Here is a 13,256-nt window from a genome sequence, read left to right on the forward strand (position 1 = left end):
GGGTATCACCTCTAGTATCAGTTTCACGTTCTGTGCCTGTTCTGTTCGGGATCATTTGCGCTTTGCCGCTGCCTGTCGCGCCCGCATGATTTGCCGCGCCTCCCCAGCATATTTGATGATCATCTTCTTTGAGGAATGCCCGCTATAGCTTGCGATTTCATCATCGGTGCAGCCTGCCCACGCCAATTCCATGACACCACGATACCGAAGCGCATGTTGGTCGTAGGCCATCAAGTCGAGCCGTCTCCGCTCGTTGATCATGACACGCGCCATAGCGTGATAGCTCATCGCGGACCCGTCAGGCCGTGTAAGAATGTGCCGTGTGGGATGTGGTGCAGCGCCCAAATCGGACTTTGCTTGATCCAAAGCTTTCCGAAGCGCTTGCGTGCAGGGCAAGAGCAGCGGCTTATCGGTCTTGTTCTGGCGCAATTTCAAAGTGTCGCCATCGTAATCGCCCCATTGGAAATCCAACCAATCACCTGGTCGCTGCACACTACCAACGCCAATTTCAAAAATCAGGCGCGGCAATGGCTTCCCTTCGGTTCGCATTTTTTCAACGGCCCAATCAGTCCAAGGTTGATGCGGTTTCTTACGCGCTTTGGGCACCTTCAGTTTTTCAATTTCGATCGCCGGATTGTCATGCCTCCAGCGTTTACGAATAGCTAACTTGCACAACATGCGAATGGCAATCGGGATGTAGTTGGCGAAGTTTACGCGATGGCGGTTCTTATCCATTGCGTCGTAGACATCGGCCTGGGTCAGACGCGAAACATCGGCATTGCCAATTTTGTCGGTCAGATACTCAAAAATAGGTTCAAGATCCTTGCGATATCGAGGCGAGAAGTTGGCCCATTTATCAGTTTCGCGCATGGCCGCAATCAGAGCAGCCCACGAGGTCTTGACCTCTACCCTTTTACCGCTCACGACTTCCCAATACTGATGATCAAATTCTGCAGTGCCTTCCTCCGCCGTGATACGCCCAAGATAAATCATCCTTCCATTGACGCACTTGCGCACATACCAGCGCCCTGACGAATGCCGCCATAGGTATTTCTTGCGCCGGATCACCATTCAATAGCTCCCCGGATGTCTCCCACTTCGCCGTTTGAAATCTGTTTGAGCATATCTGTATCCCAACGAACCACACCGGGGGCAATCTCATGACCCTTGGGCAAGTGACCACCATCGACTAACGCCCTGAACTCTTGCGTGCGCAAGTCCAGCAGACGTGCGGCTGTTGTCTCACTGGCCAACATCGGAGTCTGCCGTCTCATTCGTCAGAAGCCATTTCATTGCGCTGCCCACTCCTCGACATGCGGGATGCCGCTTTCTGGGCCTTTACCGTAAATTGCGACACATATTTCTCCCACGCGCCGTTCGGAATCTTGGGGTTACGCTGTCCAGGCGCTGTGTAGATATGATCCAACATATCCTCACGGATCAAATAGCGGATATTCGTCACGGGCAGCCCAACTCGGTCCGCCAGTTCCTTTGGTGTTTCGAGGGGTTTGGTCACGCTTCACCTTTCCGTTGGATTTCCATCAAAAACACTGCTTAAGTGAACAGGATTGGCCAGAACACCGCAGAAGTGCACGTTTGGGCCAAAACATAACCCAAAGGTGCCCCTTGTCAACAGATTTGAACGGGATTGGTCTTCGCTTGCGAGAAATTCGCAAGATCAACAATATCACCCAACCTGTTATGGCTGCCGCCATCGATGTTTCGGATCGCGCGTACAAATACTACGAACAGGAAAAGCGCGAGCTGCCGACCCTCGCTGCTGTGAACATCAGTGAGGCGTTCTCCATTAATCTTGAATGGCTTTTGACGGGTCGCGGAAAGGTCCGCAAAAGTGACGACCCCCAACTGGCTGAGCTTTGCGCGGTAGCCGTGCTGACCCAAGCCGAAGCTCGAAAGGCAAATTTGCCGATTGCCAAGCTCGGCAAAATTATCGGGTTTGTCGCAGCGCAGGCGTCACAGACCGATGAAACACCGGCAGAGGTCGCCAAAAATTACTTCGACACACTCTAAGAGGGGAACACAGGCATGACAGACACAAATCACAAACCCAAAGCCGCACAGGCCGGGTTGGACGCTTGTGACCAAGAGATTATTGCCGCTGCGCGGCAGATCGGTGTCGCAGGTGCATGCTTGTTTCTTGGCGGCGTGATGGCGCTGATTGCCACATCAGGCCAAACAACCTGGGATATAGCACGCTCCCTTTATCTCACCCTGGTAGTTCTCGGCCCCTTGGGCATAATGATCGCTCGACGGTTCCTGCGAATACTCATGAAGCATCGTCGCAAAGAACTTTCGATCTTTAATAATCAGTAAGCTCGAAGCGGGTGCCGCTTGTAACATCTTGTGTGCTCGACCGAACCATCAGACAATCAGCAGAACAGCCCTTCTCAATACAATCCATTTCGATATTTATTGTTAGGACCAAACTTGGGTGAAGCAAAGCGAAGACGGCAGTACGAAGAGGACTGCCAAAAATACTCCAAACAGATAAAACGGGCCCGTTTTAATGCGTATACCATGAGGACTCGCCACTCCCTAGCAGTGTTGACTGCACATCCAAACCCTCAGACATCCGCGAACAGCACCGCCTGAGCCTGCAGAGCTACCAGATCCACATAGATTTTCACCTGCATTTGGCAACGCTACAACCTAGTATGGGTATATGACGCAGCGAACTCACCCAGACAGCCATGCACTGCATGACTGGCCCATACACGGCCCCCAAAACCCAAAAATAGCCGATTTGGTTGACCGGCTCGCATATGACCATGGACTGAGGGTACGCGAAATCGAAGATGTCATCCTACAGGCATTGACGAAACGCCTGTCAGAAGAAGATCGTTCTGACGACAGCCCATTGTAGACTGGTCAGCGCCCCAAAGATTGTCTCGGCGACAAGACACATAGTCACCGTTACCAGCTAATAGTTTCAGAGGGGCCCTCGGAATCATCATCAGGAAAGGCTGAAAACAGGTCAAAGATGCCGCTGGATTTCATGCGCCGAACCGTAGCCACATGGATTAGCCAACTCTCTGGGTGTGAAGAGCTCTGTATCTGCCATAGGCGCAATCTCCTGTTGCCCAATCAGTCACGATTGTGAACTATGAGGTATGAATCGGGAACTTGACGTCAACAATAGGCACATATGAGTCAAATGAAACGCAAATATGCCTCCATCGCGGAGCGGCTTCTCGTCGTTCGACGTAGAGCGGGGCTCTCGCAAGCCGATTTTGCGGAGCGTATCGACATATCTCCAAGAGCATATCGAAACTATGAGTTGGCTGTACGCGATGTGCCGGTTGCGCTGGTTATTGGCGTCCATAGAGAGTTTGATGTTGGCTTCAGCTGGCTGCTTCTTGGCGAAGGTGCAGATGCGCCTCAAGCCTCAGTGGCCGCTTTGGAGCGTGCATTGGTCGCAGTGCGAGACTTTCAGCAGGAACGTTTTCTAGAGTTCTCGACTGAGAAAGAAGCGCGTCTGATCCACTACATCTCTACACAAGCCGCATCCGGGCGAGACATGTCCGACGCCGAGATCAACACATTTCTAGAAACAGCAGCATAGGGGTACAGATGCAAGATCATACACATCGAGACGGAATTCTCTTCATTTTAAAGCAGAATATCACGACCCGAGCGATACGCGCGTTGATCTGCCAAGCCAGCGTTCTATCAGTGTCCTATTTTATCTTCATATTCTGCTTTTTAGTTGATGGACCACAGGCAGTTGAAGCGTTTGCGGCTCTTGTAGCGCTTTGTTGCGCCTCAATGGTGATTTCAACAGCTTGGCCAATGATTAGCCTAGAGAAAGTTCATCAAAGGCTTCTAGGCAACAGCAAGTAGAAACAAGATGTTCGACTCCGATCATAACGCATTACAGGTAGTCAGCCTTTTTTCAGGTTGCGGTGGGCTGGATTATGGATTCGCTCGCACGGGATTCAACATTCGTGCAGCATTCGATAATGATGCTCATGCTGTTTCTTGCTACAATTTGAACCATTCTAGCATAGCCAAGCAGCAAGTTATCGACAACGCTTGGATGCTCGAGACACCGGCAGACGTCATAGTGGCGGGACCGCCATGTCAGGGTTTTTCTACTGGCGGGGGCTATAAGGAAAACGATCCTAGAAACTCCCTTTTATTAGCAACATGCGAACTTGTGGTCGAAAGTAAAGCAAAGCTTGCGGTGATCGAAAATGTGGCAGCTTTGACCAATAAGCGGAACCAAGATTACCTGCAACAAGCGATACAGACTCTTACAGAGGGCGGATACTCGTGCTCGGTTCAGGTTTATTGTGCCGCAGATTTCGGAGTGGCCCAAAGGAGAAAGCGCACGGTAATATTTGCCCGCTTCGGGAAGGCACCTTTTCGATGCCCAACCCCACGCCGGTCGCATGCCCCCACTGTCGAAAGCGCTTTTCATAATATGTCGAGCTCAATTCAGGCTCACAACCCAAAATTTCCGGCAAACGGAAGCAAACATGAAGTTATTGCAAAGCGAATTGGTATTGGGCAAAAATTGTGCAACGTCCGAGGAGGGGAAGCAAGTGTCCCGACTTGGGACATCCCTGAATGGTTTGGGCACGCATCAAAACATGAAAAGAAAATTTTAACCACAATTAGATCTTTAAGAAGAAGAAACAGAAAGAGGAACTTCGGCGATGCCGACCCAGTATCGTTTTTGGAGATCAGCGCCGAAATCCCCGAAATTACCCAAAATCAGCTGGCCCTTTTAATTGACCGAGGCTACATGCGAAAATATAATAGCCTCTATGACCTTAGAGACACGTTCAACGGAAAATATCGCAGATTAGACCCAGACGATGTTTCGCCTACTGTTGACACTCGGTTTGGCGACATTCAGTTGTTCTTGCACCCTTCAGAAAATCGAGGCCTCACTGTTAGAGAAGCCGCAAGACTGCAAGGGTTTCCTGATGACTTCATTTTCCCTGAGCGAGAGAAAGAGGCCTTCAGGTTGATCGGGAACGCGGTTCCACCACCGATGTCGATTCAAATCGCTAAAGCGTGTCGGGAGTTATTGGCATGACTAAATTGACTCAAATTCCTCCTTCCTGGGATTTTCCAATTGACGACAGCCCCTTACCTCCAGAGTCCGTATCCATGATCGACTTTTTAAGTAAGAAAGTCTTTAACGACTATGAGCCCTCACAGTTTCACCCGTTTCGCCAGCGTCTCCTCGATTGGCTGAACAATGTTGACACTGAAGAGGACCGACAGCATTTACTCGCTCTTCTTCTAAAAGTATTCTTTGTCGGTCGTCGTGAATTTGAAGCTCTCTATCGTACAGTTTTTCACGGCAACCTTTTCCGTTGGATGCTCGAAGTTGAAAGTGTGGATATTTTCTCCGACGACCTAGAGAGAAATGTGGTAGACAGAATTAACAAGGCTTGGATATGCCCTATATCAGATAGTTTGCGCATCAACTCATTTCTAAAGGTGAACGGCCTCAAGAGTTTGGATAAGCGCCCAGATTGGCGATCCCTAAGACAGTTTGGTGATGTTAAAAAAATTCAGACCTACGTCAAAAGAAAAGATATCCGGGACCTCGTCCTGTTAGAGGATTTTGTTGGATCTGGAACACAGGCAAAAGATGTAGTTAAGTTCGCCGCCAATGCCCTTCCGAAAACCCGGATACTTTTGTGCCCGCTAATTGTTTGTCCCAAGGGCGATGAAGTGTTGATTGATACCGTTAGCGAACTGGACAACGTGACATATGACCCCGCGCTATTGCTGCCGCCCTCAGCGTTTCACTCGTATGACAATACGAAGGCCAACAAAGCAACTAAAACGGAGACATTTCTTTGCGAACTGAAAGAAAAGGTGGGGGTGACATCGGAAGAACTAATGTTTGGTTTCAAGCAAACTGGAGCCAAAGTGGTGATGTATTCCAACTGCCCCAACAATTCACTGCCAATTTTCCACTTTGAATCAGAAACTTGGACGCCACTTTTCCCGAGGGTGAATAGACAATAATGAAAGCAAATCCATTTTTTGAACTCTACGTAGGTGACCGGATCAGCTCAACAGAATTCGTCACCATTTTCAGCCCGATGCTTGTTACGCACACGGAACCCCTATTTATGCCTGGGAACATTGTTGTTACCGGAATACAAGGATGTGGGAAAAGCATGCTACTCAAACTGCTTAAACCACAAACAAGAATCGAATACGAACAAGCCAATAGAGAATTTCCTGTTCCGGAAACGATGAGAAAGTTTGTGTGTGGTTCCGTCAATCTAGCGCATAGCAGCGTTATCGATTTTGGCTATCGTGATGCGATTGATGAAGATGTCCAAAAGACGGAACTTCTTTTCGCCGATTTCCTAAACTACCTAATCTGTGATAGCCTTTTAGAGAGCATTGAGGTCTATCTTGGCGCTTCTAAGAACATTAAGAAAGAAGTTGGCCTAAACTTCAATCAAGATCAGATGGATCAACTCGCATCTCAAATAGCCAGCTTAGCCGTGTGGGAAGGCTGGATAGATGAATGTGCCTCGATCAAAGATTTAAGACTTCAGTTGCAACGTCGTGCCAAACTCTATCGGCGATTTGTTCATGGGAAAGACTTGGAACTATCCAGTGAAATGTTCGATACGGCGACACCGATCGGCGTTCCTCAAATTGCGCTATCCGAACTACTCCATTCGAGTGGAGCGCTGGATGGCGACACAAATGTTTTTGTCGATATAGATCAGTATGAAGAACTTGGAAACATCTCGTCGCGCGACACACCCGGGCAATCTGTGGATTACCGTGCCGTAATTAACAAAGCTCTCGCATCGCGCAATCCAGAACTTTCTTACCGTATAGGTACGAGAGGTTATTCGTGGAGAAGTCACGGCCGGATACATGGAACAAGCGGAAATCTGGAGTTTATGAGGGATTATAAATATATTGACCTCGATCAAATCCTTAAGAAAGACGAAGATGACAGCGCGCGAGCAAATAATGTTTTCGACAACTTTGCAAAAGATGTTTTTGTAAGGCGTCTCCGTTATGCACAGTTCACTTTCTCGGAAGAACAAGACCATGATCTGCTTGAACAAGTATACGGCTCGAACCTCACGCCTGTGCAAAAAGTTAACCAGGAGATGGGGTTACGAGAACCTGAAAAATATCTTAAAGTTGATATTAACTGGTCGAAGGAGACTAAAGAAGCCTTGATCCGTCTCGCCAAAAAAGACTTATACTGCGCAAAACTTGGTGAGTATTGGCTAAAGCAGAAAGGCGACCTAGAAAGCATAGATGTTCGCGATGAGCAATTACCCTGGATGCGGAACTCCAACCGTTGGTGGAGGAAAGAGCGAGCGAATGTTCTCGCAGTATTGATTGCTTCTCAAAGCAGACAAAAATCGATCTGGGGAGGGGCGAAGGAAATTTTGGAGCTTTCAGGTGGAAGCATCTTGGTATTCCTGGGCCTAAACCAATTCATTTGGAGCACATGGCTACAACGCAATGACAGACCCGAAGTTTCACGGTCAACTCTTCCTGAGATTAATGTAGGGGTCCAATCCACTGCGATTCATAGAGCTAGCAATGCATGGTACGATATGATCTTTCAGCAGTCGGGTCGCAGTGCTGAAAGAGCAAGATTCGTGAAAAATGTGGGCGATGTACTCCGCAACAAGATTTTGTCGGACGATAAGTTAAGTTATCCAGGAGCGAATGGGTTTTCTGTTCTGAATGAAGAGCTTGACAATCTCCCTGCCGTGAGAGGTTTCCTCGAACAATTAGCAGATTACGGCAACATGCTCATGCTTCGACACACAACTAAAAATACAGGAGCCGGGCAGCGCACCAAATTTTACTTTCACCCCATTTTCTGCCCAACGTTAGGACTTCCGTACGTTCGAACCAAAGAGCCGTATTACGCTCGCATCCGCGAAGTCGCCAACTGGATTTATAATGCAGGCTATGACGTTCCGCTAGCGCAAAGCCCGAAAGCGCAGCAAGAAGAGTTGTTTTAAAAAAATGCAAAGCTTCAAATTTCGCCCTTGGGGTCGCCCTTCTTGGCTGCGTGCAAAGTACGATGAGGAAAAATGGAGCTTCATTGCCTGCCACGGCTTTGAAAAGCGCAGCGCCAAATCCGTTGTCGCCTCTACGACAAGCAGCGACGAGGTTTTTTTTATCCGAATTGATGACCCTTTGTTGGGTCAAACAGAGGAACAAGCAGAGCGCGAGCGAGCCTACAGCACCAACCTCGAAATAATGACAGCCAATTGTTCTGCAAATATCCACCAAGTACGGGAACCACTAAAGGCATCTATCGACACTATCAGAACTATATGCGAAAGGGCTGGAGCTGCGTCTGGCAACGTCGTTTTGGACATCACATCTTTACCAAAGCGCTGGTTCTTTCCGATGGTAAGATTTTTGGTCCAGAACCCAGATGTGCTTAACCTTCAGGTCATATACACCAAAGGAGACGTTCACGCAGAAGCACTTTCTGTAAACCCGGAAACTCTTCGCGTGCTGCCGACTTTCATGTCAGAAGACGACCGCGATGATCATGACTTTGCATTTGTTGGAGTGGGTTTTCACACACATAGCATGATGCAGCTGTTCGGAGACGATAAGGCAATGTCTCTGCAACTGCTTTTTCCGTTCCCACCGGGTCCACCCGGCATTCACCGGAACTGGAAGTTCGTTCAGGAAGTTGAGATGAAAGTGCAAAGAGATGATAGCCTGCTTGAAGGGTCCGATCCGATAAGCTACCTGCATTTAGATTCGATGGACGTTTCGCAGACATTTGACGCGATCAAGATTGTAACCGAGGGCGGCGACAGAACTTCGGTTATGGCTCCTTATGGTCCCAAGCCATTTTCGCTAGCCATGTGCCTGTTTGCGATCGCTTCGGAGCGATCAGGGAAGGCAGAGGTCCCCGTGTATTATTCCCAACCACAGAAATACGCCGTGAACTACACAAACGATGTAGCTCTAAGGCATGACACCCTAGACAGTTGGGCGTACGCAGTGAAAAAGGATGGAAAATTCATCTATGAACTTTGACGGCGGCCCCTTGGGGCCGCCGCTAAAAAAAGTTCAAACCGCTACTCTCTCACACAAGTAAACGTGTATGAGATGTCTGCTGTGGCACCGAGCCACAACGCCCGCGGACAAGCCTCTAAGCTGGTTTCGCGGTTTGGAGATGAAGACTTATGGTGAAACCCTGCTCAGGTCAACCGCTCGCCGCAGAAACGGAATTTTAGCTCCTGACGACGCATATCTCACGATATTGCCCCCTGTTCAACACCTAGTGGTAATAGGTTTTCTTGAGCGCAACTGATGGTGCATTGAACACGCCACTCACCCTATAGTTTCAGATTTTTTTCCTAAAGCACCCCAGGAAACTCGTACATCCTCGACGGTCCGTACGTTCAGTTCGGATGATCCGGTCGTCGGACAATTGATTCGCAGTGTAATATTAACCAGTCGGTAACGGCCCGATTGCCACTGCATGCCTTGGGCAGGGCAGATGGCCTAAGACAGCTTACTGCTCTTGGCCTTGCCGATCTGATCATCGCGCCTGCGATTGGTCCATTTGAAGCCAAATGCACAGTTAACCGCTCTAGGCTCATTTTCTTGTCTCTGTGTCAACAAATGCCTATACATACCTTAGGCGTCCGGCTGCGTTGCTTCCGGCGTCATGTGCGCCCATGCTGGCCGTGTATACCAACGGTAAGGCACGAACTAAGGATCTCTTTTGTTTGTAAACAAGCATTTGCGAGCATAGTAGCTTGCCTGAGTGAACCTTTTGTGAGCATACATATTGCCGGTCTTTGCATATGCGAAATCGAAGCGGTCATCCTACAGGCATTGACGAAACGCTTGTCAGAAGAAGATCGTTCTGACGATAGACCATTGTAGACTGATCAGCGCCCCAAAAAATTGTCTCGGCGACATGACACATGGTCACCGTTCCCAGCTAATAGTTTCAGGGGGACCCTCGGAATCATCATCAGGAAAGGCTGAAAACAGGTCAAAAATGCCGCTGGATTTCATGCGCCGAACCGTGGCCACATGGATGAGGGCCGTATCAATCTCTTTTTTGTCCTTTGTTTCGTAAGCAGCGTCGATGAGTTGCCGTTGTGCAGCTTCATCATAAGCCAGCGCCCTATCAAATACATGATTCTTCATCTTAGCACTACTTTGGCAGATTTTCATCTGGGCGTTCTTCGATGAGCTTTTCACAGTGAGGGCATCGTATTGGTGGGGGTTTCGCGAATGCGTCGAGGATGGCTTGCCTGACGGCTGGCATGGTCGGTTGCGGGGGTGGTCCGGGGACTCTTTTTTTCCCGTCCCGCGGCCTTGAGGCGGCGGGATTGCAGGAAGGCGTAGGCGATCATCGTCATCAGAGCGTGTCGGTGAAGGCCGGTCCAGGACCGGCCCTCGAAGTGGTCGAGGCCCAGCTCCTCCTTGAGTTGCTGATGCGCCTGTTCGCAAATCCATCGGGCCTTGACGGCAGCGGCGAGCGCCTTGAGGCTGGTGTCGGCTGGCAGGTTCGAGGCGTAGTATTTCCGCTCGCCGGTCGCACGACGCTCACCGATCAGCCAGACCTCCTCATCTCCCGGCATGGCCTGCACGCGACCGTCGGCCATACGGTGTTTGTGGCCATCGGCGATCCGGACGCGGGTTGCGGCGAACCGGCAGGTCAGCCTGCCTTTGGTGCCCTGCCGCCAGCTGAGCTTCCTCCATTTTTCACCTTCCAGCATCTGTTCGGCGGAAACGGCCGCGCGATCCGGCAGGTGATATTTGCGGCGGCGCCCACGCCCGGCCTCGGGAAAGATCAGTCCGACATCGACCGGATAGACGTTCTGGCGCCGCGACAGACCGACTGCCCAGGCGAGGCCTCGTGTGCTCAGCGCGTGGCGGAAAGGCCCGCTCGATCCGTAACCCGCATCAGCCAGCACGCAGCCGAAGTGGACGCCTGCGGCCCGCACCCGGTCGATCTCCGCGATGGCGATCTCCGGCTTGCTCAAGGCTATCTGCCGATCCTCCGGCACACGGGCGCGGGCCATGCGGTCAGGATCGCCCGTCCAAGCCTCGGGCAGAAACAGCCGCAACCCCACCATCACAGGAACCTCCCCTGAGGCCAGCGTCAACGAGACCAGGGACTGGCAGTTCGCAGTCTTGCCCAGCGAGGACGCATATTGCGGCGCAACCCCGACCGAGCGATCCCCCTTCTTCGGCAGGCAGGTATCATCAATGATCAGAAAGGCCTCATCGCCGCCAACCAGCCTGTCGGCCTCGGCCAGAAGTGCTGCCTCCAGCGGCGCACTGTCCCAGACCCCGTCGGCGATGAAATGATGCAGCTGGTCATAGCTTACCACCCCGTCCCGCGCCGCCATCGGCTGCACGCTCTTGCGGTCGCCCGGGCCGATCAGACCCGCGACATAGGCCGGACACATCCGCCCTCGCGTCTTGTGCCCGAGCGCCGCAACAAACGGTGCCAGCCAACCTTCCAGATCGTCCCGCCAGGTTCCCATAAACCGCCAGCCTCCCTCAATGCTGGCTCCCTATGAATCACCCAAAACGTCCCCAGTGAATCCGGTGAATTTCAGGTCAGCGAAAATCTGCCAAAGTAGTGTTAGTTCTCCCCTCGTTTATCGAAAATATATCTGCGGACGCCCCCGATCACTTCCTGCGCAGCCGCTGCACTCGCTCCGCCGCACGGTTGATCTGTGCCGCCCGCGAAGTAACTTGTTCACGCGTGTTCGTTATCGGATTCCTCGTGTAGGCAGCGGCATTCCCTGTCACCGTCGATGCCGCCTTCTTGGTCTGTTGATAGGCTTTGCCGCCTGCAGCTCCGGCAAGACGGGACGATGCGCGGCCAAGCCCTGCCGTAACCATATCTTGAAGGCCGATGTTACCTGTAATCGCCGTCACAATCATGGGCACCATGGCTGCCAGCAATGTCGACAGGCACAGGACGCCCAGAACAGGCGTGACCTGCCCGATAGATGTGATCGCCACGGGGTCGCCCACCAGATCAATGACGGCCCCGAGAAGCCCTATGACGGTCGCAAAAACCGCGGCGATGACGACGGGATAAAATGAAAACGCGACGACCGCGCTCAACCATCGTTCAAAGTAGCCTTTTGACCAACTGAACATCGTGCAGAGGATCGCAAGCGGTGCCAGGCCGATCAACAGGGTGATGACGATCCGGGAACCGACCATAAGAAGCGCCACCACGGCGGAAAATACTGCCATTAGAAGCCACACAATGCCGTTGATGACCGATCCCAAGATATTCAGCCGCCCCGCGGTTACGTTGGCGTAGTCTGCCACGCGGGCGAGAATATCATCAAAGGACGCAGCAAATGATCTGGGGCCACTCAAGGCATCACCGGTCCCGCTGACCACTGAATTTACCAGTGCAGCTGACACCCCGTCGAACAGGTCAAAAACAGCGTTTGCCAACGAGTTGAACTGACTCCAGTTTTGTAAGAAACCGGCAATCAGCACCATTTTCAGCGATGTGACAAGGACCGTCTCCTGTGTCATGGGCACCGTCTGAGAACCAAGGTTGATCAGCATGAGGATCACTGCAATCGTCGCTAGGATTTGCCCCGTCGAACCAAGCTGCGCCGCTACCTGGCCAAACTGCTGTTCTGCCACTCCATCCAGCACGCCGATGACGGATGTATAAATCTTTTCAACAAATCCCATGCTCATTCTCCCATGATGATGGTTTGGCAAAGCTGTCCGAACTCAGACGCTATCGCCCGCTTTTCCTGCTGCATCGCGCGCTCGATCTCGCGCAGCTGTCGGCCCTGATCCGGTGTGAATTCTGATGCGCTGTCGTCTGGCAATTGCGCTAGAAGCTGCTCAAGTTCAGGGCGCATGTCATCCCAAGATGGAAACATCAGATCACAGGAACACTGGCCCGCCGCAACGACGGCGCGGGACCTTTGCAGGTAATAATAGTCCTGCATAAGCCCTGTTTTCCATTGGTATCCGCGTGGCTGGACCATGACCCAGCCGGGGCGAAAAGGGTGGTCGGGACAGAAGCGGCCGTTGAGCTTTTGCATATCGACATATTCAGTTTGGTCGTCCGTTGGTTTGGAAAATTCTGGGATCGTCAGGTCAGTGAAATCCTGTGGGGCGGCATCCTCCGCCGCTACCGACGCGGCCATGAAAAAGGCGGTTGAGATTGTGGGAATGAGTGTGAAATTCATGGGCGGGTGTCCTTATCTAGGGGGATCAAAGTTGGA

The 13,256-nt window shown here is 51.4% G+C and carries 14 protein-coding genes; 7 read left to right on the plus strand and 7 right to left on the minus strand.

All coding sequences use genetic code 11. The features are described 5' to 3' along the window. Positions 1-51: 51 nt before the first annotated feature. From SULPSESMR1_RS10460 to SULPSESMR1_RS10470, 3 genes are read right to left on the minus strand one after another with little or no spacing between them, the layout of a single operon-like run. Positions 52-1,071 (minus strand): tyrosine-type recombinase/integrase, encoded by a 1,020-nt coding sequence (locus SULPSESMR1_RS10460; protein ID WP_089420762.1) that lies wholly within the window; start codon positions 1,069-1,071, stop codon positions 52-54. Then, positions 1,065-1,256, minus strand: a complete 192-nt coding sequence (locus tag SULPSESMR1_RS25345; RefSeq protein ID WP_217621142.1) for a hypothetical protein — start codon at positions 1,254-1,256, stop codon at positions 1,065-1,067. Before SULPSESMR1_RS25345 ends, SULPSESMR1_RS10460 begins: the two co-directional genes overlap by 7 nt. A 14-nt stretch (positions 1,257-1,270) precedes the next feature. Beyond that, positions 1,271-1,516 carry a hypothetical protein gene (locus SULPSESMR1_RS10470; protein WP_089420764.1) on the minus strand — a complete coding sequence of 82 codons (246 nt, stop codon included), beginning with the start codon at positions 1,514-1,516 and terminating at the stop codon, positions 1,271-1,273. A gap of 110 nt (positions 1,517-1,626) precedes the next feature. Here SULPSESMR1_RS10470 and SULPSESMR1_RS10475 point away from each other — a divergent pair, with 110 nt between their 5' ends. The 7 genes from SULPSESMR1_RS10475 (at position 1,627) to SULPSESMR1_RS10505 (ending at position 9,048) form a co-directional block, all read left to right on the plus strand. Next, the gene (locus SULPSESMR1_RS10475; RefSeq protein ID WP_157729000.1) at positions 1,627-2,031 is read left to right on the plus strand and encodes a helix-turn-helix domain-containing protein; all 405 of its coding nucleotides are present in this window, start codon (positions 1,627-1,629) and stop codon (positions 2,029-2,031) included. A gap of 15 nt (positions 2,032-2,046) precedes the next feature. Then, on the plus strand, positions 2,047-2,334 hold the full coding sequence (locus SULPSESMR1_RS10480; protein WP_089420766.1) for a hypothetical protein: 288 nt from the start codon (positions 2,047-2,049) through the stop codon (positions 2,332-2,334). An 841-nt stretch (positions 2,335-3,175) separates the two neighbouring features. Next, positions 3,176-3,583, plus strand: coding sequence for a helix-turn-helix domain-containing protein (locus SULPSESMR1_RS10485; protein ID WP_157729001.1), 408 nt, complete (start codon positions 3,176-3,178; stop codon positions 3,581-3,583). A gap of 285 nt (positions 3,584-3,868) precedes the next feature. Continuing rightward, the gene (locus SULPSESMR1_RS10490; protein WP_089420768.1) at positions 3,869-5,065 is read left to right on the plus strand and encodes a DNA cytosine methyltransferase; all 1,197 of its coding nucleotides are present in this window, start codon (positions 3,869-3,871) and stop codon (positions 5,063-5,065) included. Further along, the gene (locus SULPSESMR1_RS10495; RefSeq protein ID WP_157729002.1) at positions 5,062-6,012 is read left to right on the plus strand and encodes a phosphoribosyltransferase-like protein; all 951 of its coding nucleotides are present in this window, start codon (positions 5,062-5,064) and stop codon (positions 6,010-6,012) included. The genes SULPSESMR1_RS10490 and SULPSESMR1_RS10495 overlap by 4 nt, the downstream gene beginning before the upstream one ends. Next, positions 6,012-8,006 carry an ORC-CDC6 family AAA ATPase gene (locus SULPSESMR1_RS10500; RefSeq protein WP_089420770.1) on the plus strand — a complete coding sequence of 665 codons (1,995 nt, stop codon included), beginning with the start codon at positions 6,012-6,014 and terminating at the stop codon, positions 8,004-8,006. Before SULPSESMR1_RS10495 ends, SULPSESMR1_RS10500 begins: the two co-directional genes overlap by 1 nt. 4 nt (positions 8,007-8,010) lie before the next feature. After that, positions 8,011-9,048, plus strand: a complete 1,038-nt coding sequence (locus SULPSESMR1_RS10505) for a hypothetical protein (RefSeq protein WP_089420771.1) — start codon at positions 8,011-8,013, stop codon at positions 9,046-9,048. Positions 9,049-9,951: 903 nt separating this feature from the next. Here the strand turns inward: SULPSESMR1_RS10505 and SULPSESMR1_RS10510 are convergent. The 4 genes from SULPSESMR1_RS10510 to SULPSESMR1_RS10525 form a co-directional block, all read right to left on the minus strand. Beyond that, complete coding sequence (locus SULPSESMR1_RS10510) at positions 9,952-10,203, minus strand: hypothetical protein (protein ID WP_157729003.1); 252 nt, start codon at positions 10,201-10,203, stop codon at positions 9,952-9,954. 23 nt (positions 10,204-10,226) lie between these two features. Further along, a complete protein-coding gene (locus tag SULPSESMR1_RS10515) occupies positions 10,227-11,525 on the minus strand; it encodes an IS701 family transposase (protein WP_089420773.1) in 1,299 nt (432 codons plus the stop codon). 148 nt (positions 11,526-11,673) lie between these two features. Next, positions 11,674-12,711 carry a type IV secretion system protein gene (locus tag SULPSESMR1_RS10520; RefSeq protein WP_157729004.1) on the minus strand — a complete coding sequence of 346 codons (1,038 nt, stop codon included), beginning with the start codon at positions 12,709-12,711 and terminating at the stop codon, positions 11,674-11,676. Positions 12,712-12,713: 2 nt separating this feature from the next. Next, positions 12,714-13,220: a hypothetical protein gene (locus tag SULPSESMR1_RS10525; RefSeq protein ID WP_089420775.1), complete on the minus strand. Its 507-nt coding sequence runs from the start codon at positions 13,218-13,220 to the stop codon at positions 12,714-12,716. Between the last annotated feature and the right edge of the window lie 36 nt (positions 13,221-13,256).

Source organism: Pseudosulfitobacter pseudonitzschiae, assembly GCF_002222635.1.
In the GTDB taxonomy this organism is placed as follows: Bacteria; Pseudomonadota; Alphaproteobacteria; order Rhodobacterales; family Rhodobacteraceae; genus Pseudosulfitobacter; species Pseudosulfitobacter pseudonitzschiae_A.